An 18017-nucleotide genomic window follows, 5' to 3' on the forward strand; every position below is an offset into this window, starting at 1 on the left:
TGGATGACCTTGATGATTTGCGCGAAGCGGATGCTGCCGGGCTGGCGGGCTTGCTGCGCGCCCTGCTGGGCCAGCGCGGCCTGCGCCTGCTGGCAACCGGCCGGCGCGCGCTGCCGGGCCAGGTGACGCACCAGCCCTACGAGCTGCGCCGGCTTGCGCCCGAAGATGCGCTGGCCGCCTTTCGTGCCTATGCCCCGCCGCCCGGCGAATGGGGCGCGTGGAACCAGGCCGACCTCCAGGCGCTGCTTGGCTTTCTGGATGGCTACCCCTTCCCCATCCGCCTGGCCGCCACCTACCTGGAACGCACGCGCTGCGGCCTGGCCGAGCTGCGCCACGCGCTGGAAGCCAACCCGCACGGCACGCTGCGCTACCCCGGCGACGACGAAGACCGCACAAGCAGCCTGGCAGCCACGCTCGATCTTTCCTTCCGGGCGCTGCCCGCCACCGCCCAGAGTGCACTGCCGCTGCTGGCGCTGTTCCCGGCCGGCCTGAGCCGGGCAGCGGCGCGCGCGATATTGGGTGAAGACAGCCTCGGCGCGCTGGAAACGCTGCGCATGCACTCCATGGCCGAATGGCGCGACGAAGCCGACGGCGGGCGCTTTGCGCTGCCCGAGCCGGCGCGGCGCTATGCCGAAGCTAAACAGCCGCCTGAAGCCTTTGCGCAGATTGCCCCGGCCGCGCTGATCTTTTTTCACGCGCTGGTGGACACAGCCAACGACCAGATCATTGCGGGCGATATCCCAGGCGGGCGGGCGCTGCTGACGCTGGAAATGCCAAACCTGCGGCGCGTGCTCGATTGGGGCTATGCCAGCGAGCAGCGCGACGACGGCACGAGCCTGAGCGCGCAGGCGACCGGGAATTTGCAAAACTACTGGACGGTTATTTCCGCCTGGGCAACCGATGAAGTGCGCGACTGGCTGGAACGGGCGCGGGCAGCCGCGCAGCGCTGCCAGGATCAGCGTGGCGAAGCCAACGTGCTTCAGGCACTCGGCGACCTGCTCCAGTTTCGAGATGAGCGTGACGCCGCGCTCGACAGCTACCAGCAAGCCCTCGCCCTCTTCCGCGCCGTGGGCGACCGCCTTGGCGAAGCCTACGTGCTAAAGGCACTCGGCGACCTGCTCCAGTTTCGCAAGCAGACTGACGCCGCGCTCGACAGCTACCAGCAAGCCCTCGCCCTCTTCCGCGCCGTGGGCGACCGCCTTGGCGAAGCCTACGTGCTTCAGGCACTCGGCGACCTGCTCCAGTTTCGCAAGCAAACTGACGCCGCGCTCGACAGCTACCAGCAAGCCCTCGCCCTCTTCCGCGCCGTGGGCGCTAAACTTGGCGAAGCCTACGTGCTAAAGGCACTCGGCGACCTGCTCCAGTTTCGCAAGCAGACTGACGCCGCGCTCGACAGCTACCAGCAAGCCCTCGCCCTCTTCCGCGCCGTGGGCGCTAAACTTGGCGAAGCCAACGTGCTAAAGGCACTCGGCGACCTGCTCCAGTTTCGAGATGAGCGTGACGCCGCGCTCGACAGCTACCAGCAAGCCCTCGCCCTCTTCCGCGCCGTGGGCGACCGCCTTGGCGAAGCCTACGTGCTTCAGGCACTCGGCGACCTGCTCCAGTTTCGCAAGCAGACTGACGCCGCGCTCGACAGCTACCAGCAAGCCCTCGCCCTCTTCCGCGCCGTGGGCGACCGCCTTGGCGAAGCCAACGTGCTTCAGGCACTCGGCGACCTGCTCCAGTTTCGCAAGCAGACTGACGCCGCGCTCGACAGCTACCAGCAAGCCCTCGCCCTCTTCCGCGCCGTGGGCGACCGCCTTGGCGAAGCCAACGTGCTTCAGGCACTCGGCGACCTGCTCCAGTTTCGCAAGCAGACTGACGCCGCGCTCGACAGCTACCAGCAAGCCCTCGCCCTCTTCCGCGCCGTGGGCGACCGCCTTGGCGAAGCCAACGTGCTGGCCGCGCACAGCCGGCTCATGATCGACGCCGACCCGCCGCGCTCGCAGGAGCTGCTGGAAGCGGCGCTGGCGCTGCGCCGCGCCATTAGCGACGTATACAGCGAAGCCGCCGACCTGGGCAACTATGGCATTGCGCTGCTCGATCGCGGGCGCAACGCCGAGGCGCTGCCTTATTTGCAACGCGCCCGCGCGCTGTTTGCCGAGCGCGGCATTACGCACCTTGTGGCCCAAGTGGATTCGCTGATTGCAGGGGCAGGTGGGGCGGGTGGGGCGGGTGGGGCGGAGGGGGCGGGTGGGGCGGGTGGGGCGGGTAGGGCGGACACGTAGGTCCGCCCTGACAGGTCCGCCCTGACAGGTTCGCCCTGACGGGTTCGCCCTGACAGATTTTAACCGGGGGCGGACACGTAGGTCCGCCCAGACAGGTTCGCCCTGACGGGTTCACGCACGACAATTGACTTTACCCACCTCGCACGCTGTACTACCCCTTTATCGTCCGATGCCGGCGCGGCCCGCAACGGAGGCATGAGAATAAAGCATTTCGCTTGTATTCCACGCAAAATTTGGGGTCGGGTACCCACGAAGTGGGTGTGGCAACGCCCCGGCCGGGGAGTGCAGAGGGCCGCGGCCGGCCCTTTAGCGTCTATCCTGAGCTTGTCGAAGGGCGGGGTTCGGGGCCGCACAGGCCCCGGCGCATTGCCCCGCGCAGCGTGCGAACTGCCCCGCGCAGCGTGCGAACTGCCCCGCGCGTAGTGCGAAACGCCCCGCGCAGCGTGCGAAACGCCCCGCCACTGGTGCGAAACGCCCCGCCCGTAGTGCGAAACGCCCCGCGCAGCGTGCGAAATGCCCCGCCCGTAGTGCGAACTGCCCCGCCCGTAGTGCGAACTGCCCCGCACGCAGTGCGAAACGCCCCGCGCGTAGTGCGAAATCGCAATACTCTCGCTTGCAAATCGCTCACGCCCAACGCCGCGCAGTGCGCTATCATCGGCGCATCGGCTCTCCGCCGCTGTGTCGTACGACACACACTGTTCCACTACGTTCAAGGAGAAGCACACAATGCCTCGTACCCGACGGATTCGCCCGGCCGACCTCGCTGCCGATCACGCCGCGCTCATGGCGATCGAAGCGCTGCGCGGCTACACGCCGTTTAACGCCGCCTTCAGCACTGCGCGCCTGACCGAGCTGCGCGATGCCGCCGTGGCCGCGCGCCAGGAAGAGATTCGCACCCAGAACAGCCTGCGTGCCAAGCGCGCGCTGGCCAAGGATGCCGAGGTCGCCTTCCACAACGCCGTTATCGGCGCGAAAACGCAGGTGGTCGCGCAGTTTGGCGATGATTCCGATGTGGTGGCGGCGATGGGGATGAAGCGGCGCTCCGAGCGCCGGGTGGCGGCGCGCCCGGCCAAGCCGCCGTCCGGCGCAGATTCGTAGAATTGCCCGGATGGTTTTGTTTGTCGTGGGCGGACCTGTGTGTCCGCCCCGAGCGCAGTTTGCTCAGGCCGCAGGGCCGTGGGCTGTGCCAGCCTCGTATTTCTTTTGCTTAAGCAGCAACCAGTACTTTTGGAGAAGCAGTCTGCTCAGGCCGCAGGGCCGTGGGCTGTGCCAGCCTCGTATTTCTTTTGCTTAAGCAGCAACCAGTACTTTTGGAGAAGCAGTCTGCTCAGGCCGCAGGGCCGCGGGGGCGGCGCCCGCCCCGTATTTTTTTTGCTTAAGCAGCAACCAGTACTTTTGGAGAAGCAGTCTGCTCAGGCCGCAGGACCGTGGGCTGTGCCAGCCTCGTATTTCTTTTGCTTAAGCAGCAACCAGTACTTTTGGAGAAGCAGTCTGCTCAGGCCGCAGGGCCGCGGGGGCGGCGCCCGCCCCCTGCACCCCCAGCGCCGGGGCTTTCGCCCCTGGACCCCAAAAAGAACGTCGCCACCATGCGAAATGCCTGACTGTCATGCCTCCGTTGCGGGCCGCGCTGGCATCTGGCGATGCAGCGTGTGCCTGATTGATGGCTTCCATAAGCAATGTTTCTTTCGTCGTTCGTTGCCAGCATACCGGCACAACGGAGGCATGGCAGCACTGCACTTCATTTGCTCCGGCATTCATTCGGGTTCCAAGGGCGCTAGCCCTTGGCCGGGGTGCTGGGGCGGGAGCCCTAGCGGCCCTGCGGCCTGAGCAAGCTGCTTTGAAACAGGTACTGCTTTCATCGTAAGCACCTGCCGTGCTGGCAGGCAAGCCAGCGGCCCTGCGGCCCAAGCAAGCCCGGCAGGGCGGACACATAGGTCCGCCCAGACAAGTCCGCCCAGACAAGTCCGCCCTGACAAGTCCGCCCAGACAAGTCCGCCCTGACAAGTCCGCCCAGACAAGCCAAGAAAAGCAAGCGCAGCGCTACCCACCCATGCGCGCGATCCAGCGCTGCGGGTTGCGGATCTCATCCATCGTTGGCAGATGCTCGGGGCGCTCCCACACGCGGTTAATGAACTCCACGCCGCGCGCCGCCGCAACCGCATTCACAAAGGCCTCGCCCTGCTTGTACTGCGCCATCTTCAGGTCCATGCCCGTGATGCGGTTGAAGATCTCATCGAACAGCGGCTTGTTGCTCTGGCGCTGCTCGACGCGCGCCTCGATCTGGCGGAAGCTCGGCAGAAGCTGCTCGCCAATCGCGTTCATGATGTGGTTCGAGTAGCCCTCCACCAGCGACATCAGCGCCTGGAGCTGATCGAAAATGCGCTGCTGCTCGGGCGTGAGCATGCGCTCGATCCAGTGCTGGCCGCCCGTGCGCCCGCCCACCAGCCGCCCCAGCAGCTGCGGCAGGCCGCCGCCCACGGTGGCAAGCTGGTCGGAAAGCGAGCCGAGGAACTGGCGCAGCAGGCCGTTGAAGTACTCGCGCACCCACGGGTAGGCCTCGAACTCGAACACGTGCGTGACTTCGTGGAGCGCGATCCACAGGCGGAAATCCTCGTCGCTCAGGCCGAGCTGCGTCTGCACGCGCGCGATATTCGGCTCGACGAAATAGAGCGCGCCACGGATCTCGGGGTCGGGCGACAGCAGGCTCAAGTCGTACTGGCCGAGCACGCGCCGCGCCAGGAAGCCCAGCAGAATGCCCATCTGCGAACCGATCAGCTTGCCGTTGATCTGGCCGATCGTCGCGCCGACGTTGTTCTGGCGCGCGCCCAGCCGCTCGTACAGCTCCTCGATCGGCTGGAAGACCACGGCAAAAGAGTTGAAGTTTGCCTCCAGCCACTCGCGCCGGTCCACCACATACACGCGGTTGATCGGCGCGGGCAGCTGCACCTTCAGGTACTCGGCGATCAGCGGCTCGCTCTGCTCGACCAGGCGCGTATACTGCTCGCGGCGGCGCGCGCGGTCGGGGATGCTGTGCTGCTCCCACTGCGAAACGCGCAGCGCAAACTTGCGCGCCTGCTCCCAGTCGATCAGGCCGGTCGGCGCGCTGCCAGCCGGGCGCGCGGCAATGCGCGATGTCACATAGCGCACGCCATAGCCGGCCACAACGCCCAGCAGCAGAACAGTACCTACGCGGCGCAGGTTTGAATTCGATTTGGTTGGCACGATCTCGTCCTTTCGTAAGGCGGGCGCGGGCTGGCACCACAAGGCGCACAGCGCCGCGCTCGGTCACTCGCTGTATGCGGGCGGTTTCTGGCCGCGGCGCGTAAACGCGTCGCGCACCATGGTCTTGATATCTTCGTCGGTAATCAGAAATGTGTCGTAGCTCGCCTCGCCAATGCCGCGCCGCTCGGCCACGCGGCCTTGCAGCACCAGCCCGTCATCGGTTTCGAGAATACGCACATCCGTGTAGCCATGGTCGTCGATAAAATAGCCCAGCACGCGCAACACGTCCTGGTAGTCGCTGCGCTGCATGCCGCGAAAGAGTTTCATCCGAGCCACCCCCGTTTCTGCTCGCCCTGCCGCAAATCTTGCAGCTCCTTAATGAGCTTGCGCACCTCGTCGTGCGAGATGACAAAATCGGCCGGCACGCGGATGAAGCCCTGCGCGGTGCTTTTGAACGTCAGGCCGGTGAGCACCCAGCCGCGGTCGAACTCGACAATGCTGATCTCGCTCAGGTGCTCGCGCTGGATGAAATGCCCAAGCGCGCGCAGCAGCTCGGGGTAATCGACCCGTTGGCCTTGCCCGGTCATACGCTTTTCCCTTCCGACGATGAGTTTGGCCGTAAAGTTGCACTGCCTCGCTGAATGGGCGTATGCGATACGCCCTAACTTTGCGTTCGCCCTGACTTTGCGTTCGCCCTAACCTTGCGTTCGCCCTGACTTTGCGTTCGCCCTGACTTTGCGTTCGCCCTAACCTTGCGTTCGCCCTAACCTTGCGTTCGCCCTGACTTTGCGTTCGCCCTAACCTTGCGTTCGCCCTAACCTTGCGTTCGCCCTAACCTTGCGTTCGCCCTGACTTTGCGTTCGCCCTGACTTTGCGTTCGCCCTGACTTTGCGTTCGCCCTGACTTTGCGCTATAGGAACATCTGCGCAGGGTCCAGATGCGCCGATGTCTTGAGAATGGCGCATCTGTGTAATCTGCGTAATCTGCGGAGAACACTCCCCGCGCCAGTGGCGCTAGTACAGCACCCGCTGGTCGCCGTTGCGGCGCGTGATCTTGCGCTCGTCGAGGTGCTCGAGCAGCGCCAGCGCGTATTTGCGGCTGCTGCCGAAGTGATCGCGGAACTGCGCCACCGTCACACTCCCGCCCGCGCCAATGGTTGCGCGCACCCACTCTACCAGCTCGGCATAGGTTTCGGCCAGAAAGGCCACATCCGGCGCGACGCGCACCAGCGTGCCCTGCTCGGCCAGCCAGCCCGCCAGCTCGGCATCCAGGTCGAGCGGCGGCGGGCTGTATGGCGCGGCGCGAAAGGCGTCGAGCTGGCGGCGCAGCACCCGCGCCTGCTCGGGCGTGGGCGTGGCTGTGTGCTCGGGCAGGCGTACGCTGGCTTCGTGCAGGGCGGCCATGCCCCGCGCCACGGCGGCGGCCAGCAGCGCATCGAAGCCGGCGGCGTCGAGCTTCAGGCGGCTGCGCAATTCTTCGCGCGGCATGCCCATGCGCAGCGGGTAGCGCCGGTGGTAGCCACGCAGCGCCGTCACAAGCTTCTCGCTCAGCGCGGCCCAGCCCGCCGCCGTGACCAGAAATGCCGGCGCTGCCACACTTTCCAGCAGCGAAACAATCTTCTCCTCGGCCAGCAGCTCATCGAGCGCCTCGCTCGCCAGTGGCGCGGGCAGCGCGCTGGCCGCCTGCGCAGCGGCCCACGCATGCGGCAGGTTGTCGCTCAGCGCCCGCAGCAGCAGGTCGGCCGGGCGGCCACGCGCCAGCGCATCGAGCGCCTGCAACACTTCGGCCCGAAAGCGGCGGTGCCGCAGCGGCGCGGTGTCGATCACCCGCCCGCCGCCCAGCGTCTGGCTTGGCGAAGGCAGCCGCAGAATATAGCGGTCGCCGCGCGCCACCGCAATCGGGCGGTCGAGCCGCAGCTGCACCCAGCCGCTCGCGCCCGGCGCAAGCTCATCAGCGTCGAGCAGCGTCACGCGGCAGGGCGTTTCGGCCGCGCCAACAAACAGATCGAGCCGGTCGTTATGGCGGATGGGCCGCGCGCCCGGAACTAATCGCAGCCGCGCATCGAGCAGGTCGGTGGCGCGAATGCGGCCGGGCAGCGCCAGCATATCGCCGCGCGCAATATCGTGGTGCGACACGCCAGCCAGGTTCACCGCCACGCGCGTGCCGGGCTGCGCCTGCGCTTCTTTCTGCTGGTGCGTCTGCAAGCCGCGTACCCGCGCGCGCAGGCCGCTGGGCTGCAGCTCCACCTCGTCACCCACGGCCAGCGGGCCATCGAGCAGCGTGCCCGTCACCACCGCGCCAAATCCGCCAATCGTGAAGGCGCGGTCGATCGGCATGCGCGGCGCGCCGTGCAGATCCGCGCGCGAGGGCGTGCGGTCGAGCTGCGCGTCGAGCGCATCGAGCAGCTCGGGGATGCCGCGCCCGCTGCGCGCCGATACCGCGAGCTGCGGCGCGCCCGCCAGGCTGGTGCCGGCCAGGCGCTCGTTCACCTCGGCGCGCACCAGCGCGAGCCACTCATCGTCCACAAGATCGACCTTGGTCAGCACCACCAGCCCGTGCTCGACGCCCAGCAGATCGAGAATCGCCAGGTGCTCCTCGGTCTGCGGCATGAACGACTCGTCGGCGGCGACCACCAGCAGCGCGGCGTCGATCCCGCCCACACCGGCCAGCATGTTCTTGATAAAGCGCTCGTGGCCCGGCACATCGATCACGCTCACACTGCGCCCGCTCGGCAGGGTCAGCCACGCAAAGCCCAGGTCGATCGTCATCTCGCGGCGGCGCTCTTCTTCCCAGCGGTCGGGATCGATACCCGTCAGCGTTTTGACGAGCGTCGATTTGCCGTGATCGACGTGGCCGGCGGTGCCAATAACATACATTGGGCGTTCTTGCTTGCGCTGCGCGCGGGCCACGAACAGCGTTCTGATCGGATGCAGTTGCGGGTGCGGAAAGTGGCGTGTATTGTAGCACGGGGCGCGGCGGGGCGGCAAACACGGCCGGCGCGGGTGGTAGAATAGCTGGCGGAGCGGCACATGCCGCGCCCTGGAAAGGTTTTCCCATGCAACGAATACTATTGCGCGCGTGTGGCGCTTTTCTTCTGGCAGCCTTTTGCGCCGCCTGCGGCAGCGAGCCAGCCGCCGCGCCCACGGCGGCTGCGCCTTCGCCCACCATCGCCGCAGCGGTCATCCCGCCCACGCCGGTGCTGTCGCCCACGCCGCCGCCGCGCCAGCCCACGGGCGTGCCCGCCGCGCCAGCCCAGGCGGCGGGCACGCCCGCGCCCGAGCAGAGCATCTACCTGTGGCCAAGCGAGCTGCCCGCCGGCATGCAGCCCGACCCCGCCGAGTCGCGGGTGTCGCGCGCGAACGAGCTGGGCGAGGGCGACCTGGGCTTCTACCTGATCACGCTGAACGGCGGCGGCAAGAAACTGGTGATTGGCGGGGGGGGCCTGAGCGCCGCGCTGCCGCTGAGTGGCGACAAGCGCGCAGTGACGGCTGGCACGCGCACGGGCACGCTCACCACCAGCGGCGAGCAGCGCGAGATCGTGCTGGACGTGTCGCGCGGCCTGCTGTTTGTGTATAGCCTGGGGCTCAGCGAGGAAGATCTGCTGCGCGTGGCGGGCTCGCTTCAGCCAGCCGATGTGACGATGCTGCGCGAGCTGGCCGCGCCGAAGTAGCGGGCTAGATGCCACCAGTTTACCACGAAGGCACGAAGGCACGAAGAGTTAATGAATCTTGGAGCCTTCGTGTCTTCGTGGTAAATCGTTCCCACTCAGCTGCGCCACACGCTACGGCTGCAAGCGGAAGCGCACCTCGGCGGCAGTGTACTGGCCGCCGTTCAGATTGGTGACGGTGACGGTGTTGGCGCTGAAGCCGCCCGATGCGTTCGGCACGCTCAGCAGCTGCACAGTCCAGCTGGTGCAGCCCAGCCCTGGCACGTTGAACACGCCACCACGCGCCGTCGTGCGGTTGAACACGTTCTTGCCATCGGCCGAGCGGATGCGCAGCCGCGCCCCGGCAATGCCGCGCCCGCGCGCATCTTCCACACTGCCGTAGATCGTGGACGAGAAGGCCGTGCCGCACTGCACCGCGCCGTCGGTTGGCGCGCTGTACACGCGGCCCACATAGCGCTGCGCGGTGGCGGTTGGCACAGCCGTGGGCAGCGGCGGCGCGCCCCGGTTGTCGATCAGCCAGCGCTCGACCCAGCCGCTTGTGCCCACCTGCGCGGCGTCGGCGCTTTTGGCGATGCGCACCTGGTACCAGCCATCCACATCGTCGCGCAGCAGAACGACCTCGTCGCCGTTATGCAGCACGCCTGCCACCTGGCTGGCCGCGTCGGAGGCGGCATGCATAGTGGCAGTTGCGCCGCTCGCATCGGCCACGACACGCCCGGTGTAGGCATATTCGGGCAGCACGCCAGCCACTGTTTTGCGCTCGCTGAAATCGCGCAGCACCAGCGCGGGGCCTGCGCCTGTGGTGCCATTCACCTCAAGCCGGTACTCGACCTCGCCGGCCGGCGGGACCGTCTGCGCGGGCACCGTCAGGGTTGCCTGCTCGCCGGTAATCGCCAGCACCGCGACATCAATTGCCGGGCCAGTTTCAGAAACCAGCCGCGCCGTCTTGATCGTGTCGAGCTTGCTGCCGCGCAGCGTGAAGGTCACTGCCTGCGGGCCCACGCGCCCGCTCGCCGGCTCGATCGTGTCGATTTCCGGAGCAGCGGATGCAGTGGTTGACGCAGCAGCTGGCGCGGCACTGGGGGCCGGCGCGCTGGTGGCGCCTGCCGCAGGCGCAGCCGATGCCTCGGGCGCGGCGGTTGCGGGCGCGGCTGCCGGCACAGCCGTGGGCTGCGCCACAGCAGTAATGTTCTGCACCTCAACCGGCGGTGTGTCTGCCTCGCGCTCGCGCAGAATGATTAGCACCACAATCACCAGCAGCAGCAGCACGCCAACCACGCTGATCAGCGCCGGCACGAGCCAGGGCGGGCGGGCGCGTGGGGCTGCGGGGGCCGGCGCAGCTGCCGGCATGTCCACTGGCTGGGTGGGCGGCAAGCTTGGCGCTTCTACGGCGACGGGCTGGGGCGGAACCGACACCAGCGTAGGGATCTTGCTTTCGGGAACAAGCGGGCGCGGCGCCATGCCAAGCGCCTGCCGCAACGCAGCGACGGTTGGCAGGCGCTGAGCCGGGTCGAGCGCCAGCGCCTGCATCAGGCCATCGCGCCAGGCCGGGGGAATTTGCGGGGCCAGCTCGCGCACGGGCCGCAGCGGATCGAGCTGGCCGCGCTGGCCCGCATTGATGCGCTTGCCCGCCAGTGGCGGCAGCACGCTTGTTGCAAGAAAGTACAGCGATGCTGCCAGCGAGTAAATATCGCTGCGCTGTTCGAGCGCGGCACCCTGCACCTGCTCGGGCGGCATGAACTGCAGCGAAGAACCAAGTGCGCCAGCAGCGCGGGCCACTGGCGGCTGCGGCGGCACCAGAGCTGGCCACAGGCCCACCAGCTTCACCGTGCCACTGGCGTCGAGCAGCATATTCTGGGGCTTGATGCTGCGGTGGAGAACCGGCGGCGACTGCTGGTGCAAATATTCCAGCGCATCCAGCATTTGCTCGGTATAACCGATCAGCCGCTCGAACGGCACAGCGCGGCCTGGGCCAACCGCTGCGGCCAGCGATTCGCCGGCCACGAATGGACTCACCACTACAGCATCTTCGCCTTCGCGGAAGTAATCGAGGATGGCGGGCAGCTGCGGGTGCCGCAGCGCCTTGAGCGCCTGCGCCTCGCGCTCGATCTTGGGCCACGCGCCGTCGCGTGCACCACCGGCAAGCAGCTTCAGCGCAACCTGGGCGCGGCTTGTCATGTCCAGCGCTTCGTAGACAGCTCCGTCAACCGCGCGAACGACAAGGTATCGATCGTGGACGTACGTATTAGGGGCGAGCATTGTCAGATCCTGGTGCGAGCTTGTGAGCAATCTGCGGGGCATTATAGCAGAGCCAATGACAAGCCGTACAGTAAAAAAACTGTCACTTTCCGGCGAATGCTCTGCAATGCCAAATTCTCGTGCCAGGAAATATACAGCAGCCGCATGGCGCTGGGCCAGTGCGGCTGCTGGGTAGCATATGCAAGGGGTTTCAAACCTTATCGCGCACCCCCTGCGCCGAAAGCACCACGCTAGCTCGTCATCTGAAATGAGTTCAAAATCGCCTTAAACGTTTCTAGCTGCCCGTCAAAATCGCTTTGCAGGGCTTGCAGTGTGACAACATAGCTGAGGCCGGTGGCGGGGTTGGTTGTCACCACCGCCACGCCAGCCAGCGGCTTGCCGTCCTTGTTGGTATAGGCGAACTGGAACATGCGCCCGGCCTCGCCACCCAGCGTCGCATCCTGCACCTCGCCAGGCTTGAAATCGCGCTCGGATTGCAGGATGCCGATGTAGGTATCGATCAGGCGCTGGTTGGCATCGGCGGGCGCTTGCTTGAGCGTCAGATACTCAACGCTGGCGAAACTCATGCTGGTTTCGGCCGGGTCGTAGAAATAGATCTGGCTCTTGCCGGTATCCAGCGTCTGCCAGGCGTCGGGGTAGGTCAGCGCGAACTTGCCCTCGGGGCTGCTGAACGCCAGCGTGCCGGCCTGGGCGCCGGGCTGCGCTGGCGCAGGCGTGGGCGCGTTCGGGTCGGCCGTGCCCGCGCCCGAGTTGTCGACGGTGATGTCGCTGTACTGGTAGGTGAACTGCCCGGAAATATCGCGCACGAGAAAGCCCGCCACATAATCGCCGCTATTGGCCGGCACAAGCTGCGCGGTCAGCGGCGCGTCGCCCAGCGTGATCGTCTCGCCCTCGTTGAAATCGGGCACCGGCCGGCCATCTTTGATGGTGTAGGTACGCAGGTAGGCGGTGAATTTGTCGCCCGCTTGCGGCGTGATCTCAAACGGCTGCGCTTCTTTGGCTTTGCCCTTGGGGAAGCCGTAGATGCGCTGTAGCTCGGCGCGGCCCTGGCTCACCGCAAACAGCAGGCCCGCGCCCACCTGCTCGCCGGTGCCAGCGGCGGTGTACACGCCCTCGACACCATACAGGTCGGTGCCGTATTTCGTGGGGCCAAGCAGCACGGGAATGGTCTCGCTGCCATTGGAAAGCGCCCAGCGCGTACCGTTCCAGGTTTCGCGCAAGTCGTTGTCGCCGTCGTTCCAGGGCGGCACCTCGGCATTGGGCGAACTGCCGGGCGGGTAGATATAGTGCAGCTCGGTCAGCTCAACGCCGCTGCGGTCGCTGTTTGGGATGCCGGCGAAGAAGAAGATAAACGCAATATCCCTGCCCGACACCGTGCCGTCCAAAGTGGCTGGGTTGTTCACGCCAACGGTGGTGCTGGAAAGTTGCAGGTCGCTGATCGTTGGCGCGCTGACCTGCTGCTGGCCCGCGCTGTGGAAGGCTTGCAGGAATTCGTCCCACGAGCTGTTTTGCGGCACGGGCGATGCCTGCGGGTAGAAATCGGGGTAGAGCTCGGCGATTTGCGGGAAGAACACCGACAGGCCGGTCGAGCGCTGGTGGAAGCTGGCGTGCCACTCGGCCACGCGCGCCGCCTTGATGGCCGCGCTCAGCGATTTGGCGGCGCTGTCGATCTCGTCTGGCGCGCCCTGGCGGCTCAGCAGGCGCGCAAAGTCGCCCAGGTCGATCGCGTTGAACTCTTCGGGCTTGGGCTGGCTGTACGCATCGGCCGACGAGCGCGCCTCGGCGATTGGCTGGTAGGCGCTGCCAAGGTCGCGCAGCATGATGTCCGAAAGGGTATTCAGCCCGTCGCGCACCGGGGCGAGCTTGCTGAGATCGAAGGCGGAAAGCGTGACGGTGTCATCGTCGGCGTTCTGGTAGTAGCCCTGGTAGGCGTCGACAATCGATTTCGCGACGGCGGCGGTGTCCTGGCTCGGCTCGGTTTCCAGGTTCTGCAGCCAGGTGTCCCAGGCCCAGCCATCGTTCGGCTCCAGCTCAGCGGAGGCAACCGCAAACTTGCCGTAGGGCTCAATCGTCTGCAAGACATCGATCTGCGCCATCAGGCAGGCATCGAAGCCGATCAGGTCGAAGCGCTCGATGCCGGTCTGGCTCTGGATGGTGCGCAGCGCCTGGTCGAGCTCGGGCAGCGAAATGCCCTTCTGATCGCTCGTATCGTCAAACGCAATCCCCGCCCACGACGAGCCGTGGTCCCACAGCACCAGGGCGTAGCGTTCGGCCGGGTAGGCTTTCACGCCCCAGCTCACGAAATCGACCAGCGTCTGCGGGTCGCCCATGTTCACTTCGCCGAGGTCGTCCAGCTCGATCGAGCCAATCCGGCTGCGGTTGCCATCGCGCTTCACCAGAAAGCGCTTGGCGGTGTCCCAGTCGCCGTTGGACGTGTCGTCCTTCGGCCCGTCCTGGCGCACGCGGTCGAGCTGCACAACAATGTGCACCTGGTCGTTCGAGCCGGCCAGCTCCATCTCGTTGAGGTCTTTGAGCGCGTCCTTCTCAAGGTTGTTGTCGCCGTCGAGGTAAACCAGCACGGTCCATGTGCCTTGCCCACCCGACGATGTATTGCCGCTGTTGCCCGCCGCCGCGCTGGGCTGCGGGGTTGCGCCGGCGGGGCTGGTAGGCTGCGCCACCAGGCCACCAGCGCTGCGCGTCAGCAGCACCGCCCCGCCAACGCAGGCTGCCACCACCAGCAATCCCACCAGCCCCAGCACAATCAGCAGCGTGCGGCCGATGCCACGCCGGGCCGGCGCGGGCGCCGGGGTGTTTGGCGGGCCGTCAAAAGCGGCGGGCGGCGCGGGCGGCGGGTAATTTGGTGCAGGAACCGTGGGTGGCGCGCCTGGGTAGGCGGCTGGCGCAGGCGGCGCATCAAAGCGAAAGGTGTCGTCGCCGATCTGGATCACATCGCCGGGGCGCAGGGTGTGCGGGGCGGCGAGGCGCTGGCCGTTCACAAAAGTGCCGTTCGAGCTGCCCAGGTCGGCTAGCACAAACATGCCGGCCTGAAAACGAATTTCGGCGTGGCGGCGCGAGGCACGCCCGCTATCGATGACAACCGTATTGTCGGGGTTGCGGCCAAACGTGGCGGGCGCTTCGGAAAGGGGAATCTGGCGCTGGGCGTGGCCGCCCTGAAGACCGGAAAGAAATGCTGGCATTGATGTTCCTCGGAGCTGAGCGGAAGGCACAATTCTCTGTAGGTAAGAACGCGATTTTCGGGCAATATCGCAGGTTCTGACGTTTGGGAAGAGGCTGGCGTTACAGGCATTACTGTACAGGCCGGGGCAGGGTGCTGGCGGGCGAAAGCGTGGCGAATCGGGAGCGAAAAGGCGCTGGTGCATTTACGATTTACGATTTTTGGATTTACGACGGTGCTGAGGCGAATACTGATACTGAATGAGCGCGACCGAAATTCGCATAGGTTGCTTGAGATTGCGCTTGCATTATCAAGAAAGCGATGCGGAAATCAGAGAAGAGTTTCTGCATTGTAATGACGAAACCCTATTCCCTAAACCCCGCGCTGAAAGCGCACTAAATGCGCGCTTCGCTGACCGTGCCAGGCGGCAGGCGCAGCAGCTCAAGCAGGCGCGCAAGCGTGGCGCGCTCGCCGGTGGTGGCGTAGCGGATGCGGCCAGTGCGCGCAGAGTCGGGGTTGCGCAGACCGCGCTCGGCAAGCACGCGCGCAGCCTGGCGCGCCACGGCGGGCGCGGCGTCGATCAGGCGCACATCGGGGCCAGCCAGGCGCTGGATCTGCGGCGCGACAAAGGGGTAGTGCGTGCAGCCCAGCACGATCGTGTCGGCGCGGGCGGCAAGCAGCGGCTGCAAAAAATCTTCCAGCAGGGCCAGCGTTTCGGGGGTGTCGAGCGCGCCCGCTTCGATCTGCTCGACCAGGCCGGGGCAGGCCTGGCGCACCACCGTGGTGCCGCCCGCCCAGCGCAGCACCACCTCGTCGAGCAGCTCGCCGTCGAGGGTGGCGGGTGTGGCGAGCACGCCCACCACGCCGCTGCGCGTCTGGGCGGCGGCTGGCTTCACCGCTGGCACCATACCCACAAACGGCACGCCCGCGAACTGGGCGCGCAGCCACTGGAGCGCGGCCGCGCTGGCGGTGTTGCACGCCACCACAATCTGCTTGGCGCCGCCGGCCAGCAGCCAGCGCGTGTTCGCCGCCGAAAGCGCGCGCAGTTCGGCCACCGGGCGCGGGCCGTAGGGAACATGCGCCTGGTCGGCCAGAAACAGCAGATCTTCGTTCGGCAGCAGGCTGTGCAGCTCGCGCAGCACACTCGCGCCGCCAATGCCGCTGTCGAAGACGCCGATTGGCTGCGCGGCGGGCGAGTCAGGAAGCATCGGCGGGCGGCTCATCGGTGGGATCAACAAGCGGTGGGGTGGCAGAAACGGGTTCGGCGGGGGCAGCTTCGGCGGCGGGAGTGGGCTCGGCTTCACGCATCACGCGGCCAGCCAGCGGGTAGCGGAAGGCCCGCCCGCGATACACCTGATACGCGCCATACAAGCCATACAGCGAAGCCAGCAGGCCAAAGCCCAGCGGCACCACAAAGCCCAGCAGCGCGATCCAGAACGAGCTGGGCGGGCTGCTGCGATACAGGTCGGGCCGAACCGCCGCCGGCAGCAGCGAAAGCACCAGACAGCCGGCCCACATCGCCACCAGCACGATCGAGAGCAGCAGCACCAGCCCCTGGTACAGCAGCGCCTGCAGCGCGTGCGCCCGCACATAGGCCGATCGGTCGCGCTCAAGCGCCCAGATCAGCAGCGCCACAAACAATCCCGCCAGGTTGAAGATATTTGCAATCACGCTGGCATGCGCAAGCGCCGCCAGCCTGCGCTCGTCGTCGCTGGGCCGCATAGCGTTCTCCCAATTGTCGTGTTGTGCGCGCATTATAGCACCGCTCTGCGCAACCGGGCGGGCGCTAGCGCAGCTCGACGTACTGGGGCAGCTCATTGATGGCACGGGGAATAAAGCCATCGCGGTTTGTGTCCGAGCAGTCGTAGGTGGCGGGCGGGTTCTGGTCGAGGTGGTCGGTGCAGATCGCGCGGGCGCCAGCCGGCACTGGCAGGTTGTAGATCACCGGGAAATCGGTGCGCGGCACCCACAGCACATACAGGCGCGAGCGACCTTTTGCAAAGGGCAGCACCTGCACCTTGCCCATCTGGTTGAGCGGTGGCTCAACCAGCGCAGGGCCGGTGTACTGCGCGCCTTCGAGCAGGTGCGCCGAGTTGATAAAGGCGTAGTAGGCCTGGCGGGGAACGAATGAGCCATTATTTATGTCTACTAATTGGCTGTAGCGGAAGCCCGGGCTGGGAATGGCCAGGGTATACCAGAACGCGCCTTTGAGCTTCAGCGCAATCGCCTCGGCGTAGATGCGCGCGGCGTAGTTGGCCTGGCGCGTCTTCCAGGTGCGGTAGTTTGGCTGGCATTCTGCCGCAATATTCGAACCGCAAGCGGCGGCGATTTCGGTCGCAAAGAGCGGCTTGTTCGCCAGGCCATAGGTGCCGAGAATCTTGCGGATGCGGTTGGTTTTTGCCAGCAGCAGATCGCCCGCGCCCCACTCGCCATAGGCATGAAAGCTCAGCGCATCGATCGCCTGGCCGGCCCCCGCGTCGAGCATGCCCTTCAGGAACAGCTGCGCGCCGCTGTCGTCGGGCCACTGGTAGAGCAGCGCGCCGCCCATCACCTGCGCGCGCGCATTCGCGGCCCGCATCGCCGGGGCAACACGCTTCAGCACCTCGCCATAATATTTTCCGCCCAGGTCGGGCTGGCTGGCGTCAACCCAGCAGCCCATGCCCTCGTTATCGCTGACATGCTCGGCCGCAATATCGGGCTCGTTCCAGATTTCCCAGAAATTGACCCGGCCAGCATAGCGCGCCGCCAGCGCCCTGGTAAAGCGCACAAAATCGCCGAGCGCTTCGGGGCGGGGCGGGCTGCACAGGCGGCCAGGGATGCGTTGCGCCCAGCCCGGCGATTGCTGGATCACCAGGGTCGGCTCGATGCCAGCGGCCCGCAGCCGGGCAATATTCTGATCAACCTGCGCCAGCACGTCCCAGCGGTAGCCGCCGCCACGAACCGGCTCGATGCTCGCCCACACAACATCGCCGGCGCGCGCCCACTGCGGGCGGGCTTTCACCACAAAGGGGATCACTGCGTCGCCGATGTTCGAGCGAACATCGAAGCCAAAGGGGTTGGCCGGCCCAACTGCGCTGGCAATTGGGACAAAAATGCGTTTGCCGGCGCTGGCAGATGCATGATTGGAAGACCACAGCGGCAAAACCAGAAAGACGGCAAGCAGAAGAACAAGGAAACGAGTGAGATGCAGCATTGTAATCCCCATCCAGCGGGCGCGGCGCGCGTATGCACGCCAGCCCGGGAAGAACGTCGCAAAACCAGCACCCATCCACCAGCCGCCCCGATTATACCTGCCGTGCCCCCATGCGCAAGCCTGCGGCGGCGTCGGCGGCAGTGCAGAATATGAACGATTGAACCTCAATTGAGTTGTGCTATAATGGCCCCGCGCTGTCCAGTGTAGTATCTTGGCGTTTGCAAGCGGCAAAAC

The 18017-nt window shown here is 66.3% G+C and carries 13 protein-coding genes; 3 read left to right on the plus strand and 10 right to left on the minus strand.

What is annotated here, in order from left to right:
- Positions 1-17 precede the first annotated feature (17 nt).
- Entirely contained in the window at positions 18-2267 is a 2250-nt protein-coding gene (locus M1P90_RS22395; RefSeq protein ID WP_483697629.1) for a tetratricopeptide repeat protein, read from the plus strand.
- 313 nt (positions 2268-2580) lie between these two features.
- Here M1P90_RS22395 and M1P90_RS22400 read toward each other — a convergent pair whose 3' ends face one another.
- Positions 2581-2871: a hypothetical protein gene (locus tag M1P90_RS22400; RefSeq protein WP_483697630.1), complete on the minus strand. Its 291-nt coding sequence runs from the start codon at positions 2869-2871 to the stop codon at positions 2581-2583.
- 122 nt (positions 2872-2993) lie between these two features.
- Between M1P90_RS22400 and M1P90_RS22405 the strand changes: the two genes are divergently transcribed.
- Positions 2994-3365 (plus strand): hypothetical protein, encoded by a 372-nt coding sequence (locus tag M1P90_RS22405; RefSeq protein ID WP_483697631.1) that lies wholly within the window; start codon positions 2994-2996, stop codon positions 3363-3365.
- Between the two features lie 942 nt (positions 3366-4307).
- Here M1P90_RS22405 and M1P90_RS22410 read toward each other — a convergent pair.
- The 4 genes from M1P90_RS22410 to selB all read right to left on the minus strand — a co-directional run bounded on the left by M1P90_RS22410 (position 4308) and on the right by selB (position 8365).
- Positions 4308-5489 (minus strand): zinc-dependent metalloprotease, encoded by a 1182-nt coding sequence (locus tag M1P90_RS22410; RefSeq protein WP_483697632.1) that lies wholly within the window; start codon positions 5487-5489, stop codon positions 4308-4310.
- A gap of 63 nt (positions 5490-5552) precedes the next feature.
- Entirely contained in the window at positions 5553-5816 is a 264-nt protein-coding gene (locus M1P90_RS22415) for a hypothetical protein (RefSeq protein WP_483697634.1), read from the minus strand.
- Positions 5813-6076 (minus strand): hypothetical protein, encoded by a 264-nt coding sequence (locus M1P90_RS22420; RefSeq protein WP_483697635.1) that lies wholly within the window; start codon positions 6074-6076, stop codon positions 5813-5815. The genes M1P90_RS22415 and M1P90_RS22420 overlap by 4 nt, the downstream gene beginning before the upstream one ends.
- Before the next feature lie 426 nt (positions 6077-6502).
- On the minus strand, positions 6503-8365 hold the full coding sequence (gene selB / locus M1P90_RS22425; RefSeq protein WP_483697636.1) for a selenocysteine-specific translation elongation factor: 1863 nt from the start codon (positions 8363-8365) through the stop codon (positions 6503-6505).
- Positions 8366-8544: 179 nt separating this feature from the next.
- Here selB and M1P90_RS22430 point away from each other — a divergent pair, with 179 nt between their 5' ends.
- The gene (locus M1P90_RS22430; protein WP_483697637.1) at positions 8545-9159 is read left to right on the plus strand and encodes a hypothetical protein; all 615 of its coding nucleotides are present in this window, start codon (positions 8545-8547) and stop codon (positions 9157-9159) included.
- A 111-nt stretch (positions 9160-9270) separates the two neighbouring features.
- Here the strand turns inward: M1P90_RS22430 and M1P90_RS22435 are convergent, their stop codons facing one another.
- The 5 genes from M1P90_RS22435 to M1P90_RS22455 form a co-directional block, all read right to left on the minus strand.
- Positions 9271-11457: a protein kinase domain-containing protein gene (locus M1P90_RS22435; RefSeq protein ID WP_483697639.1), complete on the minus strand. Its 2187-nt coding sequence runs from the start codon at positions 11455-11457 to the stop codon at positions 9271-9273.
- Between the two features lie 188 nt (positions 11458-11645).
- Positions 11646-14612, minus strand: coding sequence for a clostripain-related cysteine peptidase (locus M1P90_RS22440; protein ID WP_483697640.1), 2967 nt, complete (start codon positions 14610-14612; stop codon positions 11646-11648).
- 373 nt (positions 14613-14985) lie between these two features.
- Positions 14986-15813 carry a glutamate racemase gene (gene murI, locus M1P90_RS22445; RefSeq protein ID WP_483697641.1) on the minus strand — a complete coding sequence of 276 codons (828 nt, stop codon included), beginning with the start codon at positions 15811-15813 and terminating at the stop codon, positions 14986-14988.
- Positions 15788-16312 carry a DUF4870 domain-containing protein gene (locus M1P90_RS22450; RefSeq protein WP_483697642.1) on the minus strand — a complete coding sequence of 175 codons (525 nt, stop codon included), beginning with the start codon at positions 16310-16312 and terminating at the stop codon, positions 15788-15790. The genes murI and M1P90_RS22450 overlap by 26 nt, the downstream gene beginning before the upstream one ends.
- A gap of 64 nt (positions 16313-16376) precedes the next feature.
- Positions 16377-17783 carry a hypothetical protein gene (locus M1P90_RS22455; RefSeq protein ID WP_483697643.1) on the minus strand — a complete coding sequence of 469 codons (1407 nt, stop codon included), beginning with the start codon at positions 17781-17783 and terminating at the stop codon, positions 16377-16379.
- Positions 17784-18017: the final 234 nt, after the last annotated feature.

This window comes from Kouleothrix sp. 19917, assembly GCF_057073505.1.